This window comes from Sanguibacteroides justesenii, from assembly GCF_003204205.1.
Classification (GTDB): Bacteria; Bacteroidota; Bacteroidia; order Bacteroidales; family Marinifilaceae; genus Gabonibacter; species Gabonibacter massiliensis.
Window position 1 is genome coordinate 181,177 of record NZ_QJPL01000003.1, and the last position, 22,709, is coordinate 203,885.

The following is a 22,709-nucleotide window of genomic DNA, read 5'->3' on the forward strand; positions in this document are numbered from 1 at the left end:
GGAAAAGTGAAAACTAATTTGAGTATTACAAATAAAATTAAGAATTCTATGAAAAGAACTTTTGGATTGGTTGCGGTTATTGGTTTGACCGGACTTGTTGCTGTGTCTTGTTCTTCTTTGAAAAAGATGGAAAAACGTGCAAATGAAGTTACGTATGTGGTAACTCCTGAAACTTTGGTTACGAAGGGCGGTATGGTTGATTTGAAAATTGATGTTACTTTCCCGGAAAAATATTTCCATAAAAAAGTAACAATTGAAGCCACTCCGGTATTGAGATATGAAGGAGGCGAAAAAGCCTTTGCGGCAAAAGCCATTCAAGGAGAAAAAGTACAGGGCAATAACGAAGTGATTCCTTACGAGGCAGGAAAAACGGTTTCTTACGTGAGCCGGATTCCTTTTGAAGATGCCATGAGACTTTCAAATTTAGAGATCGACATTCTTGGTTCTAAGGGAGAGGCATCTCGGAAATTTGAACCGAGAAAAATCGGTGATGGTGTGATTGCTACGGAAACTTTAGTAGAGAATCAACCGGCTATCGCTTTAGGAGCTGATGCCTTCCAGAGAATTATTAAACAACAAGAAGAGGCTGCGATCTATTTCTTAATCAATGCAGCCAATATTCGTTCCAAAGAGATGACTTCCGAAGAGATGAAGAACTTGCAGAAATTTGTTAAGGAAGCGGCTTCTAAGGAAAATATGAAATTAAACGGTATCGATGTTAGATCATATGCTTCTCCGGACGGTAGCTATGATTGGAACGAGAAGTTAGCTAACAAACGCGAGGCTAATTCTTCTACTTTCATGAAGAAACAAATGAAAAAAGATAAAATTCAACAATATAAGGATGCTGAATTTTTCAAAAAATACGTGGTGGCAGAAGATTGGGAAGGATTCCAGAAAGCTATGGAAGCTTCTAATATTCAAGATAAGGAGTTGATCCTTCGCGTTCTTTCTATGTATTCTGATCCGGAAGTGAGAGAAAGAGAGATCAAAAATATTGCTTCTGCTTTCACGATCATTGCCGATCAAATTCTTCCGAAATTGAGAAGATCCATGTTTGTGGTAAATGCTGAGTTAATCGGTAAATCGGACGAAGAATTGAAAGGTTTGGCTAAGTCTAATCCTGCTGAATTGAATGTAGAGGAGTTACTGTATTCTGCTACCCTATTCGATGACAATGCAGACAAATTAGCTATTTATAATCTTTGTATCAGTCAGTTCCCGAGTGATTGGAGAGGTTATAATGATGCCGGTATGATTCAGTTCGAAATGGGACAAGTAGATTTGGCAAAAGCTAATTTCGAGAAAGCCAACTCTTTGTCAGCCAACAATAAAACAATTCAGAATAACTTGGGTGCTATTGCTTTGAAAGAGGGTAATATCGGACAGGCTGAAGTTTATTTCGGAGCTGCTACCGGAGTGGGTAATGAAGTAGATTACAATAAAGGTGTTGTCGCTATCATGCAGGGTGATTATGATAATGCAGTTCGATATTTTGGAAATTGTAGTTGTGTGAACGCTGCTTTAGCTAATATTTTGGCCGGAAATAATAATGAGGCTTTAAAGAAATTGGATGCAGGTGAAAATTCGGCTATGGCTTCTTATTTGAAGGCTGTAATTGGAGCCAGAACAAATGACGATGCCATGGTATTGGATAACTTGAAGAAAGCATGTGCCATGGATGCTGATTTGAAACAATTGGCCGCAACAGACATGGAGTTTGCAAAATATTTCGATAATGCGGATTTTACTTCGATCGTAAAATAATTAATTTCTGATAATTTGGAAAAGGCTATCTGTAATTTTTCAGATAGTCTTTTCTTTTTACCCGCTTTTTTCTTGAGGGAATGCAATATTTTTTATATTCGTAATGTTATTTTTTACTTCAAAAAATTGTTTTTGGTCTTTTTATTTACCTTTTCTTTAACATATTGTGATTGCGCGAATATTTATCTTTGTATCCCATTTTAGGTTTGAAAGTATGAGGGTACTGCTTGCGGCAATATATTTTTTGACATTGGTTGCGTGTACACATTCTGATAGTGTACAGGTGGGAGGGCGTTTTGACGTGCAAGACTCGGTTGTCCGGATTACCGCCAACAATCGTGAATTTACCTTTCCTTTGGATGATAAGAATTTTTTTTCCGGAAAAATAGGTTTGGAGCGTGCTACTTACGCGAGTATGGATCGATACGGCATCAGTTTGTTTTTAAGTCCCGGTGAAGATCTGGAAATCAATGTAAATTCGATGGACTTTGGGGGAACTTTACAATTTCGCGGGACGTTGGGAGCCATCAATAATTATTTGTACGAACGGGAAATAGAAAATGAATTGAAATTTAAACTTTTTGATTTGGATGAAGAGGAGTTCGTAAAAGAGATGCAGAATCTGATTCGGGAAAAAATATTACTGTTGGAAGCTAAAAATTTTGGGGAGACCTTTTCGGATTTGGAACGGGAACGGATCAAATACGTTGTTGCCGGATGGGCTCTTTACTACCCTAATTTCCACCGGATGGATTCATTGCATGGGAAATATGTTCCGGGTCCTGTATTCGATGAATTTGTTTCCGGCTTCTCTTTGGACAATGGAGACCTGATTGGTTCACGGGATTTTTCCCGATACGTGTTGAACTACATATATTACAAAGGACGTAGTATGGATATACGCGAGCTTGTAAATTATGTATTGGAGAATATTCATAATCAGACGATAAAAAACTATTTGTTGTCGGAGGTAATCATGAATCATGTGACAACGAAAGGATTAAGGGATTCGGATTATTTACTCTCGCTTTGTTGGAAAGAGGTGACGGATACGGCGAAAATATCGAGAATAGAGAGGTTGGTGGATCGTTGGCGGCGACTTTCGGCCGGGGCTACCGCACCTGATTTCGGGATGATGAATCAACAGGGCGAGGAGTTTTCTTTGCGCTCGTTTGCCGGCCAATACGTTTATGTCTATGTATGGGCGACCTGGAATGAAGCTTCCAGGGAAAAATTTGAAGCTTTAAGGCTTTTGCAAGAGAAGTTTAAAGAGAAAAAAATACGTTTTGTCGTTCTCTCGTTGGATGATGTACAACTTAAACATCTTTGGGAGAAGTATATAGTGGAAAATAATATTCCGGGTGAACACTATATCCTTCAAAAACGGGACGAGTTTTGCGCCCGTTATATGGCTTACACTTTTCCTCGTTTTTTATTGATAGATCCCATGGGAAAGATTATTACGCCCACGGCTCCCGCTCCTGACGGAACCGAATTGCTTTTTAAGACGCTTGATCTGTAATACTTAAGATTTTTTGAAGCTTTCCGACAGATAATTCTTTTATGAATGATATTTTTGTATATTTGTCGTAAATTAGCGGATATCTCATGAAGATACCATTACATCCTCAGGATGTGTATTTTAAGTAATAAAGACCAAATATGTTTATTATGAGAAGAATTAATTTAATTTTAGTGCTTATCGCATTTCTATTAAGTGCATGCAATAGTGATCAGGTTAAAGTTCGGGGAAAAGTGGAAGGCTTGAATGGGCCTGTAAAATTAATGGCTGAGATGCCGGGGAGACCGGGCTTGACCATTCTTGCTGAACAGGAAGTGAAAGATGGTAATATAGATCTGAGAACGGATAGTCTGAAAATTCCGGCACGTGTTTGGGTGGATATTGACGGGAAAAGGACCCTTGAAATTATTCTGGATACGAAGGACATGATCTGGATTAAAGGTAAGATCAAATTTCCGACTGAAATTGAAGCAAACGGTTCCGGATTGATGGATGAATACGAGAATATTAAGAAGCAATTCAAAGAAAAATACGAAGAACCTATTAAGGAGTTAGAGGCTAAGAACGAGAAGATCGCCAATAGCAAGAAAAAGAGCAAGGATTATGAAATGTTGATGGGCGTCAATCAATTGAGGATTCAACGTTATTTGAAAATGCGGGCCAACTGGGCAAAAGCTTTAATCGAGGCAAATCCGGGTAAGGAAGTTTCTTTATTTATCTTAAAAGATGAGTTGGTTGATAGCTTGGATGCACAGAAAGCTCTTTTCAAAAAGATGATGATCGAGAATAAAGAAAGTAATATATACAAAGTATTAGAAGACAAATTAAAGTAAAAAACCATTTTATGGTTTATTTTCCCGTTTTTATTACTTAGTTGTTTTTGAGAGGTGCCTTTCCCGGGTACCTCTTTTTTGTTGCATGATGACGTAAAAAATACTATTTTCGCTAAATCTATTTCTGTTGGTATGATCAAAAAAATAATAATCAGAATATTAACCGTCGTTATGTTGGTCGCCTTTATTGCTGTCGTCGGTGTACAGTGGTTTTGGATAAAATACAGCATGAGAGAAAGCGAGATCCGTTTCTCCTCAAAGGTGCATGCGGCCCTGGAGCAGGTGGTAAATACGATTGATGATATTAATAATGTTCGTTATCTTACCGAAATAACAGAACACATGAAGCGTATTGAAGAGCAGAGTAAAGAGGTGATTCCCTGGGATTCGACGAATATGGAAGGAGAAAATTTTCCGGCTTTTTCTTTTATTACGCAAGTATGGGAATACGGTAGTAAATCCTCCAACAAGAGTACTACTTTCGTGATCGAAACGCCGGGTAGCATCCCTCCTCATAATTTGCCGCAAAGAAGATACCTGAATCAGGACCTTTTGGAGCAAAGCATTAAGACATTGGGGTTTGGAATCCAAGATACGACGAGTAATTTGAGTCAACAGGCTCTGTACAAGAGATTGGAGGATCTCATGTTGAAATTGATTAAAGAGAAGGATCCGGAAAATGTCTCTGTCGAAAAGCGGTTGGAAGGTGTAGACATCAATAGGCTTTTGCGAATGACATTGGATGCTAAGGACATCCGTCTTCCTTTTAAGTACGAGATCATAAGAAAAAAGGAGTTGAAACAAAAAGCCATAAGGGATGACCTGAAGAAAAATTTCTATTGTACGGATTTATTCCCGAGGGATTGGATTGTCAAGGATGCGATTTTGGGCATTACCTTAGAATCGGCAGATTCGTTGATTTACGAAAATATCGGTTGGATGTTGATCGCCTCTGCTTTTTGCATTTTCGGCTTAATGGGGGTGTTTATTTTCACCATAGTAGTACTTACGCGTCAGCAAAAAGTATCTGTCATTAAAAATGATTTCATCAATAATATGACGCATGAGTTTAAAACGCCTTTGGCGACCATATCTTTAGCGACATCGGCAATCGAAAAGGAAAAGGTATTGAATGATAAAAATCAGCTGTTGAAATTTAATACGATGATCCGTAAGGAGAATGACCGGATGAATAAATATGTGGAACGTATTTTGCTTCAGGCCAAATTGGACCGCAGAGAGATTCATTTGAATAAAGTAGAGGCCGATTTGAATATATTGGTAGATGAGGCCGTACAACATTTCCGGTTACAGGTTGAAGAACGGGGAGGAGAAATTAAGGAAGAGTTGGATCCGGAAGGATTTGTCATGGAGGCCGATGAGGTACATATGTTAAATGTCGTGTGTAATTTGTTAGATAATGCGATCAAGTATTCGTATGATTCGTTGAATATTTATATATTTACACGTCGTGTCGACGGACACTTTATTATTGGGGTTTTAGATAGCGGTATCGGAATACCTAAAGAATCTCAGAAAAAAGTGTTTAAGCGATTTTACCGTGTACCGAGCGGGAACTTGCATAATGTAAAAGGTTTCGGATTGGGATTGAGTTACGTGAAGTCGATCGTGGAGTTGCATAACGGGACGATACGCTTGACTTCTAAGAAAAACAAAGGGACGTTAGTGGAGATTATTTTTAAAATAGAGTAGACAAACTATAACCTGAACCATAAATTAAAAATTGAGTGTATGGGACATAAAATACTTTTGGTAGAAGATGATCCTTGTTTCGGATCTGTTCTGAAATCCTATTTGGAGTTGTCCGATTATGATGTGGTCCATTGCGTGAATGGACATGACGGATTTGAAGCTTTCCGGAAAGAGAAATTTGATCTGTGTCTTTTAGACGTGATGATGCCTGAAATGGATGGATTTACACTGGGTAAGAAAATTCGGGAGATCGATATGGCCGTACCCTTTGTGTATATTACGGCTAAAAGCATGAAAGATGATATGAAACAAGGATACGAAATCGGGGCGGATGATTATATCGTTAAACCGTTTGATTCCGAATTGCTTATTTTTAAAATAAAAGCGATTCTCAGCAGATGCGAGCACGACGAGACGGAAGTAAAACCGAAATTTATAGAGTTGGGTGCTTACGTTTTCAACACGGAATTAAGAACGATCACGAAAAATGATGAGGTAATAAAGCTTACCCCGAAAGAATCCCGTTTATTGGAGTTGCTATACTACCATAAGGACGGATTACTGCAGCGGGAAAAAGCGTTGAATGAGATATGGGGTTCGAACGATTATTTCACGGCGAGGAGTATGGATGTTTACGTGACGAAACTACGTAAGTATTTTAAGGATGATCCTTCTATCAAAATTGAAAATGTACATGGTTCGGGATTTCGGCTTATCCTGGAATAGCAATCGCAATGTCCCTAAATTATAAATGCCGTCCGTTGATGTTTCGGACGGCATTTTTAATTATTCTTCGATTTTTAATATTGAAGCTTTGCTGTTGGCTGAATATTGCGGCGCGTATATACATTGCAAGGTGGCAATTCCTCCCTGGTAGACTCCGTCTTGTGCAACCCATAACGTGTATTCGAATACATGGGTTCCTTTGGGAAGGAATTCGAAGAAGAAATTCATGGCTGCATCCGTGGTCTCCTGGTAGTAGGAGATGCCGTTTTGCCAACGGTAACCGGAAAGCTGTTCTGTCGGTTCAAGGCAACCGGCACGTAAATCTTTTAAATGAACGAACTGCATATCCTGCCCTGTTTGTACGGTGATTCGAACATTGATTTTATTTCCGATCCGTAGTTTCTGATCGGCTAAAGGTATCAGGGTTTTCCCGTTCTTTCCTGTTTCTTCTATGAAAAGTTGCTTGTTCACGGATACCCCACCGGAATGAGACGTTATCCTGTCTAATTTTTCAAAATATTGCAGATAGAGACCGCCCCAGGAGGCCTGATCGGTGGTTTTAGTAATACTTGCCTTCGTCATTTTGGATGTGATCTCCTTTGCCGTATAGCTTTTCTTTATGTATCCCAATTTCGCCTCTTCCGGCGTGACATTGATATTTTTGTTTCCCAATTTTATCGCCAGATGATCTTGTTGGGAAAGTTGATCTTTTCCCGTGAGGACAAGGGCGTAAATGGCATCCACGGTTGTTGGCGTACTTCCCCAGTTTTGGGTTTGTTTCTGACGTAATAGCCACTGTTTCATGAGTTCGGTATCCTTGGAATCTCCTTCGATCTCGTGAAAAGCACTCATGAGCGCCACCTGGGTTTGAATGGCCGAATTGGTAAATAAATTCGAACGGTTATTGGCCCAAAACATGCCCATTTCCGGAGTGATGGTAGCGTATTCTTTCAGCGAATGAAGAATGCGTTTAGCCGTTTCTGTTTCACCGTAACGGTACAATGTCATGGCGACAAGGGCTTTTTCATAAAGAGATAGATCGGCCCAGGAATCTTTGAATTTCGATAGATAGTGTTTGTGGGCTTCTAAGGCGTTTGTTAGAGGAATATCCCGGAACGAACTCCTTGTATAGAGGTACAGTAATTGCGAATATCCGTATTCGTTTTTTTCACTATATTCTCTTTCGATTTGATCGTCTAAGTATTTTAAAGCCTGAATTTGCATCGTTTTTTCTTCTTGAGATAGTTCCGTCGCTCCGGTTCTAACTAATCTTGCCATGGCTTCTAATACGTTCTCGGTAATAAAGGTATTGGACTTGGATCCTTTAAACCAACTCCAGCCTCCATCGCTGTTTTGCAGTCGGGCTAATTGGGTCAAGGCTTGTTTACGGATGTAGTTTTGACGATTGATATCTAATAATTCTCCCAATAGGTGCATTTGCCCGGTTTCGTTTTGAGCCTCTCTTACCCAGGGTGTCAATTGGAGAAGGATGGATTTTAATTCTTCATTTTTTTCTAAAGGAGAGGTCAGGGTATTGCCCGGTTTTCTAAGCCATTCTTTTATTGTCCGGGTAATTTCTGGATTGGCATTTGCGATAGCGGTAGCTAATGTGCTGACATAATAGGATGCCGTGATTTCGGTGACATTGTCCGTTTGAGGGGTGTTGATGCTCGGTAGGGCCAGTACCGCGTACCAGATCGGATTGGCTGTCATTTCAAGCGTCAACCGATACGGAGTAATCTTTTTAGGTAGGTTCATCGCGAACGTCTCTTCTCCTTTGCGAATCATATAAATGGGTAAGGTTCTGGTTATCGCTATTTCATTCGGAACGACTGCTATCACTTGCTGTTCTCCGTCGCTGAAGAGGGAAGAGGAGGCCACGGTTCTGCATCCCAACATATCGAACCCTTCCGGAACTGTAAAAGAGAAGCTGAAAGTTTGGTTTTGATCGGTAGCTACGTTGAATGATTGCGTTTGTCTGCTAATCGTTTTGTCCGTTATAGGATCGAATAACTCCAAATAAATATTGCCTTGTTGTTGAGACGGGGAGAGATTATTCACGGTAGCCTTGAGTATTACTTGATCTCCGGTACGGACAAAACGGGGAAGGTTCGTGCTTACCATGAAATTTTTATTGGTGAGTACGGATTTCTCCAATTGGCCGAAGTCCATGTCGGGAGTGTGGGCTAAAGCCATAAAACGCCAGGTGGTCGTAGCTTCAGGGACGGTAAATCTAATACTAATATTTCCGGCGGAGTCCGTGCGTAATTGCGGATAGAAAAAGGCCGTTTCCTGTAAGTTTTGTCGGATTTGTACCGGGGGAGTTTGCTGTTCTTCCGATTTTGCTTCGTCCGAATATTCACCGGCATAGTCATATTCTGTAACACTGTTCTCTTCCAATACGGCATCCTGCATGACCGTTTTGGCTGCCCGGCCGGCAGCGTATCCGCGAACGACGATGGGCTGATTGAATTTCAACCCGAAAAGGTTCAACCGGTCGAATTTGAATGCGGGGATCTTGTAATTTTTTGATTTGAAATCGATAGATCTGTATATGTTGAACGAAAGAGTGTTGGCGTCCCATTGCGGTGTTATTTCGTAGTACCGGAGTACAGGATTGAAATACCATCTGTTCGAGGCGAATTGATCTAAGGATGCATCGTACATTCCGGCCATAAATTCGGCGAACACGGGTTGTTCCGCCTTGTTGCGAACCGTAAAACTCCACTCCTCTTTTTGTCCGGGAGAAAGATGATCCCGGAATGACTCGGTGAAGATATCCAGTTGCTTGTCGGGCTCCTGTCGTTTAATCGTGATGGCATTATAGAATAGTTGTCGATCCTTCACGTAGGTGATAAGTAATTGGATCGATTTTCCGTAATCTGCCTTATAAGGGACGGATAGCGTGATGTTCTCGTCTGTTAGCTCAAAACGTTTTCTTTGTATAAATTGTCCCCGATCGTATATTTCGTATAAAACGTATACGTCGGAGGCGGAAGAACCCAATGTGATTTTGGCCTCTTCTCCGGGCTTACAAGTCGTTTTTTCTTCTATAAGCCAGTTATAAGTCAATATCGGCGGACGTTTGTCCGATGGGTCGTAGAGATAAAAGATTCTTTGTCTGCGGATCTTCTGCCCGTTGGAGGTACTGCCTTCTGCCGTGAACAGGTAAGCTCCGGAAGGATAAATGGATAAATCGATATGTAACGGGTTATTCCCGGTTTTATAGACTCCCTGGAGAATCTCTTTTTCAATGATGGCATTGTTTATCGAATAGGACTCTTTTAAATTAGAGAGAGGTTTGAGTTGTGCGATGGAGTAGTTTACCGTCTGAGCTAATGGATTACCGTTAGCATTGACAGCTGTGATTTCTACATCGAGAGGGTTATGCTTGTTCCACCGCGTGGGTAGTTGTATGCTTAGTTGGTAAGGGGTCTTGTCGATACGGAGTGTAAATTCTTTTGTTTGTGTTTCTCCGTTCGGAGAGGTAATGGTAACCGAAACCGTGTAGTAAGTGTTGTATACTCCGGTATAAGGCGTATCTTGTGTTGTCGTGTCTGTGGCAAATCGAATTTGGAAATTTCCGTTGCGATCCGTCATTACTTCACCGTGGGATATAAAACGTTTGGGATTAAATCGGTAGAAATTATTTTTGGATAACGTGTAGGAGACTTGACAGTCGGATAAACTTACTCCGGAATAGGTTTTTGCTTTCCCTTTTACGGTTATCGTGTCGCCCGATTGATAACTTCCCGTTACAGGATCGAACGTGATCTCGAATTTGGGACGTTGGTATTCGGCAACGCTTACAAAATGTCGGGCTCCGTCAGTACGGATCGATACGTGGCCGTTTAATATATCTTTGGGAATCGTGAAATTTCCGGCAAATGATCCGAACTCGTTAGAGGTGAACCGTTTACTGGCGATCTCCTGGTTGTTGGCATCGTGGAAGGTTACGGTATACTCTTTTCCCGCGATTGCTTTTGAATTTTCTTTATTGGCTTCCCAGGCTATTCCGCAGAAATAGATCGTCTGCCCCGGCCGGTAAATGGCCCTGTCTGTAAACAGGTTTACCTCGGATAGTTGTGTGGGATTTTGATAATTGGAATAGTATGAAGGTAGATAATGAATAGCACCGTAAATGTCTTCTCCTGAAGATATTTGAAAACAGAGCGTATTTCTATGGTCCGTGGGAATAGAAGCCATGCCGTATTTATCTGTACGATATTGAGAAATGTACTGGTAAGTTTCATTTCCCGTCCGATTATAAATATTTACCGTCGCTCCGGGTATGGGTTTTCCGCTCTCCATATCGCATACCAATAGGGAATTGGTATTTTTCTTTATTTGGCGAGGGAATCCGGCGAAATGGCTGGAACTGAAATAAAGAGTATCTTTTTCTAACGTGTTTCCCTGACTGCTGATAATCAGTTCGTAAAGACCGATCCGGGAGATCGGGATCTGAAAAGTCGTGTCGTATGCAATCAGCCAGGAGGGAAGTTTGTATGAACGGGTTGAAATTTTTTCTTTCGGATAGGCTTTGGAGGTACCGGTAAGATAGTCGTTCATTTTTACGTTTAATTTATACAATTCGAATTTGATGGAAGAGGTATTTTTGTAGTTTACGTGGATAATCTGGTCTTTTCCCGGATATACCGTTTGAAGGAGATTGACACTCACTCGGCTTCTTTTGATTGTTGTTTCCAAATCTTTTAAGATATTGATCCTAAAATAATGGGGAAAAAGTCGAATTCCTTCCTGGCATAATCGAAGGGCTTTGCGCGTCTCTTTTTCCTCTTCGGATTTTGTCGGGTTTTCCGGATTCTCTATATGGATTTTAGATTTCAATCGTTCGATATTTTTTTGAAGGTATAATTGGGCAAGAGTATGCAATATCTCTACTCGAAGCGGATCGTTTCGGTATTCTTCGTTTAACTCGAATAGGGCTTTTTCAAAGAGAGAGCTGGCATTTACGCTCGTAATATGAGTCGATACGAAATTCAGCCGTTGTAGATTGGCCCATAATAATGTATTTTTTTGTCCCGAATTAAATTGAACCTGAAGTAAAGATTGGTATAAGCGGATGATGTATTGATCGCAATTATAAGGTTCTTCGGGTAGGGGCAATTGGACAAATTCGTCTGCGGGAGCAAACAGCTTATCGTTCGTGAGAGGTTTTTGCTCAAAGAAGTCGGAAACGTAGTAGCTTATGGAAGAGAGCAGTTTGATACTGCGATAAACAAGTAAATCATAAAGTGTCGGACTGAATTCCCGGGAGTCTTTTCCTAAGATTAAAATATCTTTGTATTGCAGGCTGTTTGTGGCGATTAGTTCTTTAGACGGTTTTAGAGAAGCTTCTATATGATGGAAAATCTTTTCAATAAAGATGTTACCCGTCCAAATTTTCATATCTTCAGGTGTGTATCCGCTGATTGGAGTCTGCCTGTTGATTTCAAAGGCCCTGTTTATATAATAGGATTTGTATAATTCGGCTAAAAGCGAGTGTAAAATACTTTTTTCAACCGGATTATTACTTGTCGCTGTAAGACTTTCTAAATTGGACAGCAACGTCGGTATACTGTCTTGGTCGATTAAGCTTTGGTATTTGATCTGTAGGATAATCGACTTAATCAAAAGAGGAGAGTTTTTCTTTTTTAAGGCTTGTTCATACGTCTTACGAGCTTCGGTCAAAGCTGTCCTCGGATTTTCTTCTGCATTTTCTGACTGTCCGAATCCTTCTGTTACGAACAGAACGAAAAGTATGGCTACAAGTAATCTTATTGTTTTCATTTCCTTTATTTTTTCGTCAATAATCAATTTATTATTCGTTTTTAAAGCTGAATAGTTGTTCTATAGATGCTATTCAACGGATAATTCCATAAAAATAATGATAATTTTGAGGATATAAATAACTATTTACATAAACATACGGTGTCCAAAGAGCTTTTTGATAACACCGAATTTAGAAAATATTTCTATATATGAGAAGAAAGGACATCTGAAGTGTTTGTCGATCTGAATTATCCGTTTTATAATGACATTGTTTTTCCCGGGGTATTGTTTCTATGGCCCCGTGTCGTGTAAAGTTGATGTACCGGAAAGAAAAATGAAGGTACTTTTCAGATTGTGTTGCGAATTGAAGAAAACGCTTTTTTGAGAAGAAAGAAGAGAATAAGTTGGTTGTCGTTTTTTTGCAAGAGGGTATACGGCTAAAATGACCTCTTGATTCTGGTGAAATTGAATCTTTTTAACGTGCTGATGGATAATAACAAGATAAAGATATTATCTTTGACGGGGTGATTTTGTTGTGGAATTTTTGAAGTTTTGATTAGCGATCATTTTTTTCGTGTTGGAAATAAATAGGGTAGTTTTTATATACTATGGTGGATAAAGTCTCTTTTGATGCGATAAAGCGGGGTGATATAAAAGCCTATAAGACTTTGTTTCAGCAATATTACGCGTCCATGTGTACCGTCGCCAAACGGTATATAGGAGATGGGGATGCGGCTAAAGATATTGCTCAGGAGATTTTTATCAAACTATGGGAGAAACGGGAAGAGTATGACACGATCCCTAACTTGGAAATCTTTTTGTATGTATTGGTACGTAATCGCTGTTTTGACTATTTGAAATCGCGGAAAGATACGGTTGACTATATGGATTCGGAAGTCGTCGGCAATGAAAGTTTTTTTAGAGATCTATTGATAGAGGAAGAGTCTTATCGAATTATTTCCCAAGCCATTGATGCCTTGCCCCCGCAAAGCGCCCGGGTCATTAAGCTCTCTTTGGACGGAAAACAAAATAAAGAGATTGCGGAATTGTTGGGGATTTCGGTGAATACTGTTAAAACATTGAAATACCGTTCGTTAGAATCATTAAAAACCTCCTTAAAGGATTATTTCTATATTCTTCTAATTTTATTAGGGATTTAAGCTCTTCGGTTTTCTTGTCGTATTATTTTTTTTGTTTTGGGTGGTGGGTTACGGATGGATGACCGGCTTCATCTGTCGAACCGTGTCGGACAAATGAAGCCGGAAAAATTTACGCGTAGGTAATCATCGCTTTTTTACGCGTATATCATTTCAGGTAATTGTTGAAAAATGTTTCCAACTGATCGAAGGGTATTGTATCCGTACGGTCGTATAAATCCGTGTGATTTGCACCGGGTATGATCGTTAACTTCTTGTTGTCGCCTTTCAGCTTTTTGAAAGCGTCCTCGCTGAAATAACGAGAATGGGCTTTTTCTCCGTGTATCAAGAGTACGGCACTACGGATTTCATCGCTGTAAGAAAGGATAGGCATGTTGATAAATGACAGGGCCGATGTTTTGTTCCAGCCGCGGTTGGAGTTTAACGAGCGGGGATGATAACCGCGTTCGGTCTTGTAATAAGCATGATAGTCTTTCACGAATTGCGGAGCATCTTCAGGCAACGGATCGATCACGCCTCCGGCAAGTGCATAAGTGCCGTTCCGGTAATCTGCGGTCCGTTGTGCGTTAAGTTGCTTACGTAGTTCGTGGCGAGCATCGGCATCCGTTGCATCGAAATAACCGTTAGCGTTTACACGGCTCATATCGTACATCGTCGAAGCTACCGTTGCTTTGATGCGAGTGTCGATAGCGGCTGCGTTGATCGCCATCCCTCCCCAGCCGCAAATACCGATAATGCCGATTCGTTCTGGATCGACATCGTTGCGTGTCGAGAGGAAATCGACTGCCGCGCAAAAGTCTTCTGTGTTGATGTCCGGCGACGCCACGTAACGGGGTTCGCCGCCGCTCTCGCCTGTGAACGATGGGTCGAAGGCTATGGTTAAGAAACCGCGTTCGGCCATAGTTTGAGCGTACAGGCCGGATGATTGTTCTTTTACGGCTCCGAACGGCCCGCAAACGGCTATGGCCGGTAATTTCCCCTCTACTTTTTTCGGTATGTACAGATCGGCTGCGAGCGTGATGCCGTAGCGGTTACGGAAAGTTACTTTGCTGTGATTTACTTTGTCGCTTTGCGGGAATACTTTGTCCCACTTTTGAGATAAATTCAAATTCTCCTTCATATTCGTATCGGCTTTAAAATGATTTTCGTTTGCTTCGACTCTCTTTATCGATTTTGGTGTCCGTTCTCTGTCTTTTCCGTGACATGGGACGCATAAGGCTGTAATTGTCAATACCGTTAAAAATAAAATTCGTTTCATATTGCTCTTCATATCTTATTGTTTTAATACAAAAATACGGAGTAGCTATATATCGTATCATACCAAAAACAAGGTTCGATTTACCTTATTTACGGATTTTGCAATTTTTACTATTGTTTGATGTTCAACGATATTACCTGAATCACGGAATATACGGAAAGAATTACCCCGATTACCGTTTTCGGATGTGATCCCGGTTCGGATACGATAAAAACACTATCTTTGTTCTGAATAAAAGTCGTCGCTATGGATATGAATGAATCCCCTATATTGAAAGTAGATACGATCGAACAATACAATAACCTCTTCGATTTCGAGACTCGACATCCGCAAGTCAACTTCGTCGATTTCGACACGGTGGAGAGTCAGAAACCGTATCGCATGACGGTCGGTTTCTATTCGATCTTTTTGAAAGAGACGGTAGCCTGTACGATAAACTACGGAAAGACCAAATATGATTTCGACGATTGGACAATAGTCAGCATTGCTCCGGGACAAACCGTCGGCTATTCCACGATCGAGGGAATCCCGACCAAAGCCAAAGGCTTGCTGTTCCATCCTGATTTCATTCGCGGTACTTCATTGGGGCAGAAAATTAAAAAATATTCGTTTTTTGCTTACGAGTCTAATGAGGCACTACACCTCTCGAAAGAGGAGCGAACGATCGTTCTCAACTGTATGTCTATAATAAAAACGGAATTGCAACATGCCATAGATAAACATACCAGAGGACTGATTTGCACGAATATAGAATTATTGCTGGATTATTGTCTACGATTCTATGAACGGCAATTTATCACGAGGCAGGATATGAACCTCGACGTGTTGGCTCGTTTCGAGAGACTTCTTGATGACTATTTGAGTACGGGGATTGCTTCGGAAAAAGGTGTGCCGTCCGTTCAATATTTTGCGGACAAGATTTGTCTCTCGCCCAATTATTTCGGTGATTTGATCAAAAAGGAAACAGGGAAAACGGCAAAAGAATATATACAATTGAAAATGTTGGACGTGGCGAAGGAAATCTTGTTTGATTATAGCAAATCGATCACCCAAGTCGCTTATGAGTTGGGTTTCCAATATCCGCAGCATTTCGTACGTTTTTTTAAAAGATATGCAGGCGTAACGCCTAATGAATACAGACGGGCGAATTGATACCTCGGCGACGACAGGCTCCGTTTTCGCCATCCCGTAAAAAACAAACTATAGCACTTGGGGACGGGGTAAAAGTGCTATTTACGACTTCGTATTGGTCGATAACGAATGCAGAAGGAGCGCATCATAAAAGCATTAAAATAGACAGATGAATATATGGACGAAGAACGGAAAAGGATAAGGTGGTAGAATAAACGTCCCGTTTTTTACATAAATAACGGGATGTTTTTTGTATCTTTACATCTGCATACAAGATAAAATATGAAAATAGCAGAACAGATAAAACATCAGATTGGGACGTTTTCAGAGGACTTTATATTTTCTGCATCGGATTTAAATCATGGGTAAAACGGGAACGGCATTTCTAATCGATGGTGATCCGAAAAGTACTCAATACGCATTTATAAGCAATAAAATTTGCCGGACGTTTATTGTGAGTGCTTATCATGGGATATTCTCGTGGAAATTCGGACAAAACATTACTCGATACGTTTTTTGAACATAAAAATTGTGTATCGATCAAGCTGTTTTGCGAATTGCTTTCTCGGAATCCTCCACAACAAAAGATCAGCGATCAATGGAACTATATAGACAAATTGATATGACTAATTTCGACGAATATATCCGTCAGAGTGAACCTCAGAAACGAGAAAAAGGCTATGCGTGGCAGACAGCTATTGGTTTACAGGCAGTAGATGGCTTAAAGCCCTCTGAATATCTTATTAATACGGCTCGTAGACACATCGAGGGGGATATAACTATTGATGAAGTGCAGGAACTTATCAAGAGTTACTATGAGTCAAAAGATATTTATACTGAAAAGGATAATGGAACAGAAGAAGCGGATAAGGTTTCTACCAACATAACTAAGTTACTTAATGAACGATCTTTTGCTTTTAACATAGCCGGACTAACTGCTGTACATCGGCGCATATTCGACGATGTGTTCGAATTTGCAGGACAAATTCGCAATTATAATATAACGAAAAAGGAATGGGTACTTCGTGGAGATACTATATTGTACGTATCTGCTCCCGACATTCGAAGGGCTATTGAATATGACTTTGAACAAGAAAGAGCCTTTGACTATACAGGATTAAACATCAGCCAAATAGTTAGACATATAACCAATTTCGTATCAGGCTTATGGCAGATACATCCGTTTGGAGAGGGCAATACACGTACAACTGCTGTATTTACCATTCAGTATTTACGTTCCATGGGATTTGATGTGGAAAATAACCTTTTTGCCAATCATTCTTGGTATTTCCGTAATGCATTGGTAAGAGCTAACTACCAAAATATTCAGAAAGGTGTAAAACGGGAATCCGAATATCTGGAACGTTTTTTCCGCAATTTGTTAATGGGTGAAAACAATGAGTTGAAGAACCGATATTTGGTCGTTGATACTCTGGAGAACGCAATTGCACTCTCCCCGACAAGTACCCCGACAAGTACCCCGACAAGTACCGAAGATGCATGGCATACGGACAATGAAAATATCATTCGCCTGATTAAGGCTCTTTCCGGCAATCGCCTGTCTGTAAAAGAACTGATGCTGGCTATAGGATTAAAAAATCGTGAAAACTTTATGGAATACTCACTTAATCCTGCCATCAAAGAGGAATTTGTTTGTATGCTCTATCCAGATAAGCCACGACATCCACGGCAGAAATATTTGCTAACGGTTAAAGGCTTGGCAACATTGAACCGTTTGAGCGCAAAATCCGATAACAACCTCTGAATTCATGGTCTTCGTACATAGATATATCACAAATATTGTTTATGCGAATATTGCGGTCGGGGAATATTCCGTATCGTTTCTCGTTTTGCGCAAAAGTATAAAACATTTCTCGAAGGTTTACCAATAGAGATGCTTGATTTGTTTGCCATCGCTCCGTCTAAGCTAAATTAGATAAATATTGCTTCTATGTTGTTTTTTGAAAACAGTCGATATAGCACTTTTACCCCGTCCCCAAGTGCTATTGAAATGTTAAAAATGAAAATAATAGAGAGAGCGAGTCATCCTTTTGAGTTTCTTAGTCGTTCTGTAAATGAAGGAGAGAAGTTTTATGTTAGAACCTAAAGATTATAAAATATCCCGTTTGATAGCCAGGCAATTTGTTCACGGACTTTCCTCCGGGGAGGAGGAGAAATTGGAGCGTTGGTTGGCTGCTGACCTGGACAATCGGAGATTGTATGACCGGATTATGGATTCGGATAACAAAGCGGAGCGGGATAAGTACGTGGAGGGATTGGATATTGAAAAGGAGTGGAGAGCGCTCGAGCAACAGTTATCTCCTTTTAAAAAGAAAAACCGGAAATTAGGTTGGGGGATCGGGATCGCCGCTTCGATTGCTTTGTTGGTCGGTGTCGGCTTGTGGTTTTTTCAACAACGGGAAGAGATCGTACCGCCTGTCGAATTTACCGGTATTCAGGTAGGAACATCCAAGGCGATTTTGATTACGTCCGGAGGAGAGCAGATCGAATTGCAGGATAGTAATGTCCAGCAGATCGTTTTAAATAACGGTGTCGTGGCCTTAAATACCGGAAAGAGTGTGGCCTTGCAAGGAGGGAAACAGGATACGGTAGTGCGGGAGATTCGTTATTCTACGATCCGTATTCCCCGGGGAGGGGAATATAATCTGACTTTGTCCGACGGTTCGAGGGTTTATTTGAACTCTGATTCGGAGATTCGTTTCCCGGAGCAATTTGGAGAGGGAAAACGGGAGGTATTTTTGAAGGGAGAAGCTTTTTTTGTGGTAGCGAAAGATAAAAGTCATCCATTTGTTGTCAACACGCCGAATAAGTTGCAGGTAGAAGTTTTGGGAACGGAATTTAACGTACAGGCTTATGTTGATGAGGAGGATGTCGAAGCGACTTTGAATCAGGGAGCGGTTCGGGTCGTTTTAGGTAATCAGTCCGTGGAATTGCATCCGAATCAGCAAGCTGTTTATAATAAAAAAAGCGGGAAGCTCTCTTCTCGAGAAGTGGATGCAGAAGCCTATTCGGCTTGGAAAGACGGACGTTTCGTGATGAAAAACGAGACCTTGGAATCGATTATGGCCCGATTGAGCAGATGGTATGATATTCGTGTTTTCTACATGAATCCGGAAGTGAAAAATTATCATTTCTCCGGAGAGTTGGAACGGTATGAAGATTTTTCGGAAGCTTTACGGATGTTAGAGAAATCGGCGAAGATCTCTTTCGAGGTCAATAAAAACAATGTGGTGGTGCGTAAAAGGATGTAATGGAATTCGAGTATTAAAAAATAAAAAGCAGAAGATACTGGTCCTATCTTCTGCTTGAAAATTGAGTTTAGATAACGATTAACAAATCGATCATTAATCATTAAGCATGTAAAAGTATGAAAAAAAACGGAATCGGGGTCTTTGATGAGAATCAAAGATTGCTAAAAATGCGATTTATTTTTAAACGTTGCGTTCTTCTTCTGTTCATGTCGGTCTTTTTTCTGCAGGTCAATGCCGCTCAGCAGGTCGTGAAATTGACTATGAATATGAAAGACGCTACCATCGATGAAATCATTACGAACATGAGTAAAGAGACGAGCTATCGTTTCTTGTATCAGGTGGAAGAGGTTCTGAAATACGGCAAAAGGGACCTCAATGTAAAAAATGCGGCTTTGGAAGAAGTTTTAAATCAGCTGTTGAAAGGAACCTCCCTTTCTTATGAAATCCAGAACGAGGTAGTGATCATTACCCCTGTAAAAGACGAGAAAAAAGAGGAAAAGAAAAGAGTAATCAAAGGAAAGGTCATTGATACTCAAAAGATACCTTTACCCGGCGTAACGGTGGTGATTAAAGGTACGACTTTAGGCGTTTCGACAGATCTCGACGGAAAATTTACCATCGAAATTCCCAAACAGGACACGACCATCCTTGTATTCACTTTTATCGGCATGGAAAAGGTGGAACATCGTCTTAGCAAGGACCCGAAAGACGACGAGAAAGAGTTGGTCATCACGATGAAAGAGGAGGTAAAAGAGGTGGAAGAGGTGGTGGTTACCGGGTATGCGAATATTAAAAAGGAGAGTTTTACGGGTAGTTCGGTTTCTATCAAGAGGGAAGACTTATTGAAGGTTTCTAAAACGAATGTAATAAAAGCATTATCTACTTTCGATCCCTCTTTCCGGATACAACAAAGTAATAAATGGGGTTCGGATCCGAATGCCGTTCCTGAAATGTATATCCGGGGACGTTCCGGTATCGGGGTAAAGGATTTGGATAAGGATGCTTTGTCGAAATCTTCGTTAAAAAATAATCCGAATCTTCCGGTATTTATTATGGATGGATTTGAAGTAAGCGTACAGAAGGTATACGATATGGACCCGATGCGAATAGAGAATATACAAATTCTAAAGGATGCTTCGGCTACGGCGATGTACGGTTCTCGTGCTGCAAACGGCGTCGTGGTTATTACAACGGTTGCTCCTAAACCGGGAGAGGTGGTGATTACTTATAGTTTGACCGGAGAAATTGAAATGCCGGATCTTTCTGACTACAATTTAGCAAATGCTGCCGAAAAATTGGAAATAGAAAAACGGGCAGGATTGTATGATCCGAATATTGCTTTCGGTGGAACTTGGACACAGGCGATGAATGCTTATAATGAGCGCTTGGTTCGTGTAAAAGAAGGTGTTACTACGGACTGGCTTTCTTTACCTTTACGTAATGCTTTTATGCACAAGCATTCGTTATCTGTTGAAGGCGGTAACAAAGATTTGCGGTATGGACTCGATGTCAGTTATAAAAACGATAATGGAGTGATGAAAGACTCTTATCGGGATAATTTAGATTTGGGTTTTCATGTGGATTATCGAATTGGAAATTGGTTACAGGTTGTTAATTATATAGAATATACCTATACGGATGCCCAAGACTCTCCCTATGGGGATTTTAGTGATTATTCGCATTTGCAACCGTATGACCGTCCGTATGATAAACAAGGTAATCTTATTCAGGAACTGGAATTTTCTAAAATGAGAAACAATGATGGGCGAGGAAAGAATAATCCTTTATATGAGGCGTTATTAAATAATTTCCAGTACGATAAATCGGATACCTTTATAGAACGTTTGATGGCTCAGATATATGTGACGGATCATTTTCAATTAAAAGGTCAGTTTGCCATAACGAAAACTATATCTAAGAATGAACGTTTTATAGATCCTAAGTCTTCGAATATATCTTCTACGGAATTTATGGGTGATCTTTATATTACAAAAGGAGAGTCTACCAAATGGGATGCTCAGGTTGGGGCTTATTATTCTAAAGTATTGGGAAATGCGCATGCCTTAAATGCTTCTTTGGTGATGAATGCGACGAATACCAAAACAGAGAGTACTTCGTCTCACTATCGGGGTTTTCCGTCCGGAGAATATCACTCTCCGAATTTTGCGGCAGAGGTTTATAATAAACCTTCGAAATCTGAAAATTTAACTCGCTTGGTCGGTTTTCTTTTGTTAGCTAACTATACCTGGAATGATATCTATTTAGCGGATCTTTCCGTTCGTTTCGACGGGTCTTCCGAATTCGGATTGGATCAGAAATGGGCGCCTTTTTGGTCCGGAGGTTTGGGAATCAATGTTCATAATTACAGTTTTTTAAAGGGCAATGAAGTAATAACCCGTTTAAAATTAAGAGGTTCTTACGGACAGACCGGAAAAACTAACTTCGCCCCTTACAATGCAAAAACTATTTATAAGACTTTTGACCGTTGGTACATAGCCGGATTCGGTGTCGCATTAAGAGCATTGGGAAATAAAGACTTAAAGTGGGAAACGACGAATAAGATGAATATCGGTACGGATTTGGGTTTCTGGAACGAACGTATCGCTTTGAATTTTGATTATTATAGGGATAAGACCGTGGATTTGATTACGGATGTAACTTTGCCCGGTTCGTCCGGATTTACTTCGTATAAAAGTAATATGGGAGAAACCTTAAATGAGGGTTTTGAAATCAGGACTCAATTTGATGTTGTGAAAGATGGAAATTGGTACGTCGCGTTATGGGGAAATATGAGCCATAATAAAAATAAAATTTTAAAAATTTCTGATGCTCTAAGGCAATATAACAATCAGGTAGACGATTATTATGCGGATGCAGAAGAGAGTCAGGAGTCAGTCGCTTGGTGGGATAAGACTATGGAAGAATATGCCAAGCCATTGATGAAATACGAAGAGGGGGCTTCCCTGACCTCTATTTACGGAGTCCGTTCTTTGGGTATTGATCCGACTACCGGTAAAGAGTTGTACCTCTATCGAAACGGTCAGGTTAGTAATCAGTGGAAGGCATCGCAACAAGTTGTTTTGGGAAATACAGAGCCGGATGCCAGTGGATCTTTCGGGGTAAATGCCACCTATAAAGGATTTAGCTTGTTTGCTTCTTTCTCTTATGAATGGGGAAAACAGATCTACAATGAAACTTTGGTGAATAGCGTAGAAAATGCGGATATCGAAAATAGCAACGTGGATAAACGCGTGCTGACTCAGCGTTGGGAGAAACCGGGAGATATAGCACCGTTAAAAGATATTAAAAACAGAGATGCGGTAACTCTGCCTACTTCCCGTTTTGTACAGGATGAAAATGTATTATCATTAAGTACGTTGACCCTCAGTTACGATTTTAATCAGGATTTGTTACGAAAAATCTATTTGAGAACGCTGAATTTGGAATTTCAAATGAACGATATTTTCCGTTTGTCCAGTGTGAAACAGGAACGGGGAACCAGTTACCCGTTTGCAAGAAGTATAAATTTCACCTTACGTGCAACTTTTTAGAACTTAG

12 protein-coding genes and 1 pseudogene are annotated in these 22,709 nt (G+C 40.4%); 11 read left to right on the forward strand and 2 right to left on the reverse strand.

The features are described from left to right. Positions 1 to 48: 48 nt before the first annotated feature. The 5 genes from DMB45_RS06045 (at position 49) to DMB45_RS06065 (ending at position 6,561) form a co-directional block, all read left to right on the forward strand. A complete protein-coding gene (locus DMB45_RS06045) occupies positions 49 to 1,767 on the forward strand; it encodes a tetratricopeptide repeat protein (RefSeq protein WP_110688559.1) in 1,719 nt (572 codons plus the stop codon). A gap of 214 nt (positions 1,768 to 1,981) precedes the next feature. Then, on the forward strand, positions 1,982 to 3,289 hold the full coding sequence (locus DMB45_RS06050; RefSeq protein ID WP_041502771.1) for a TlpA family protein disulfide reductase: 1,308 nt from the start codon (positions 1,982 to 1,984) through the stop codon (positions 3,287 to 3,289). A 149-nt stretch (positions 3,290 to 3,438) separates the two neighbouring features. Beyond that, entirely contained in the window at positions 3,439 to 4,122 is a 684-nt protein-coding gene (locus DMB45_RS06055; protein WP_041502948.1) for a hypothetical protein, read from the forward strand. Positions 4,123 to 4,254: 132 nt separating this feature from the next. Beyond that, positions 4,255 to 5,835 (forward strand): sensor histidine kinase, encoded by a 1,581-nt coding sequence (locus DMB45_RS06060; RefSeq protein ID WP_041502772.1) that lies wholly within the window; start codon positions 4,255 to 4,257, stop codon positions 5,833 to 5,835. 39 nt (positions 5,836 to 5,874) lie between these two features. Continuing rightward, positions 5,875 to 6,561: a response regulator transcription factor gene (locus tag DMB45_RS06065; protein ID WP_041502773.1), complete on the forward strand. Its 687-nt coding sequence runs from the start codon at positions 5,875 to 5,877 to the stop codon at positions 6,559 to 6,561. Between the two features lie 60 nt (positions 6,562 to 6,621). Here DMB45_RS06065 and DMB45_RS06070 read toward each other — a convergent pair whose 3' ends face one another. Continuing rightward, positions 6,622 to 12,351: an alpha-2-macroglobulin family protein gene (locus DMB45_RS06070; protein ID WP_041505517.1), complete on the reverse strand. Its 5,730-nt coding sequence runs from the start codon at positions 12,349 to 12,351 to the stop codon at positions 6,622 to 6,624. 590 nt (positions 12,352 to 12,941) lie between these two features. Here DMB45_RS06070 and DMB45_RS06075 point away from each other — a divergent pair. Next, the gene (locus tag DMB45_RS06075; protein ID WP_041502775.1) at positions 12,942 to 13,493 is read left to right on the forward strand and encodes an RNA polymerase sigma-70 factor; all 552 of its coding nucleotides are present in this window, start codon (positions 12,942 to 12,944) and stop codon (positions 13,491 to 13,493) included. Positions 13,494 to 13,638: 145 nt separating this feature from the next. Here the strand turns inward: DMB45_RS06075 and DMB45_RS06080 are convergent, their stop codons facing one another. Continuing rightward, complete coding sequence (locus DMB45_RS06080; protein ID WP_394341854.1) at positions 13,639 to 14,760, reverse strand: alpha/beta hydrolase; 1,122 nt, start codon at positions 14,758 to 14,760, stop codon at positions 13,639 to 13,641. Between the two features lie 240 nt (positions 14,761 to 15,000). Between DMB45_RS06080 and DMB45_RS06085 the strand changes: the two genes are divergently transcribed. From DMB45_RS06085 to DMB45_RS06105, 5 genes and pseudogenes are all read left to right on the forward strand, one after another. Further along, positions 15,001 to 15,900 (forward strand): helix-turn-helix domain-containing protein, encoded by a 900-nt coding sequence (locus tag DMB45_RS06085; RefSeq protein WP_041505559.1) that lies wholly within the window; start codon positions 15,001 to 15,003, stop codon positions 15,898 to 15,900. Between the two features lie 340 nt (positions 15,901 to 16,240). Then, positions 16,241 to 16,336, forward strand: a pseudogene (locus DMB45_RS14850) (DUF4357 domain-containing protein); the annotation flags it as partial. Between the two features lie 165 nt (positions 16,337 to 16,501). Then, positions 16,502 to 17,644 (forward strand): Fic family protein, encoded by a 1,143-nt coding sequence (locus tag DMB45_RS06095; protein ID WP_041502777.1) that lies wholly within the window; start codon positions 16,502 to 16,504, stop codon positions 17,642 to 17,644. A 310-nt stretch (positions 17,645 to 17,954) separates the two neighbouring features. Continuing rightward, positions 17,955 to 19,151, forward strand: a complete 1,197-nt coding sequence (locus DMB45_RS06100) for a FecR family protein (RefSeq protein WP_110688560.1) — start codon at positions 17,955 to 17,957, stop codon at positions 19,149 to 19,151. Positions 19,152 to 19,267: 116 nt separating this feature from the next. Then, positions 19,268 to 22,702 (forward strand): SusC/RagA family TonB-linked outer membrane protein, encoded by a 3,435-nt coding sequence (locus DMB45_RS06105; protein WP_082027572.1) that lies wholly within the window; start codon positions 19,268 to 19,270, stop codon positions 22,700 to 22,702. Positions 22,703 to 22,709: the final 7 nt, after the last annotated feature.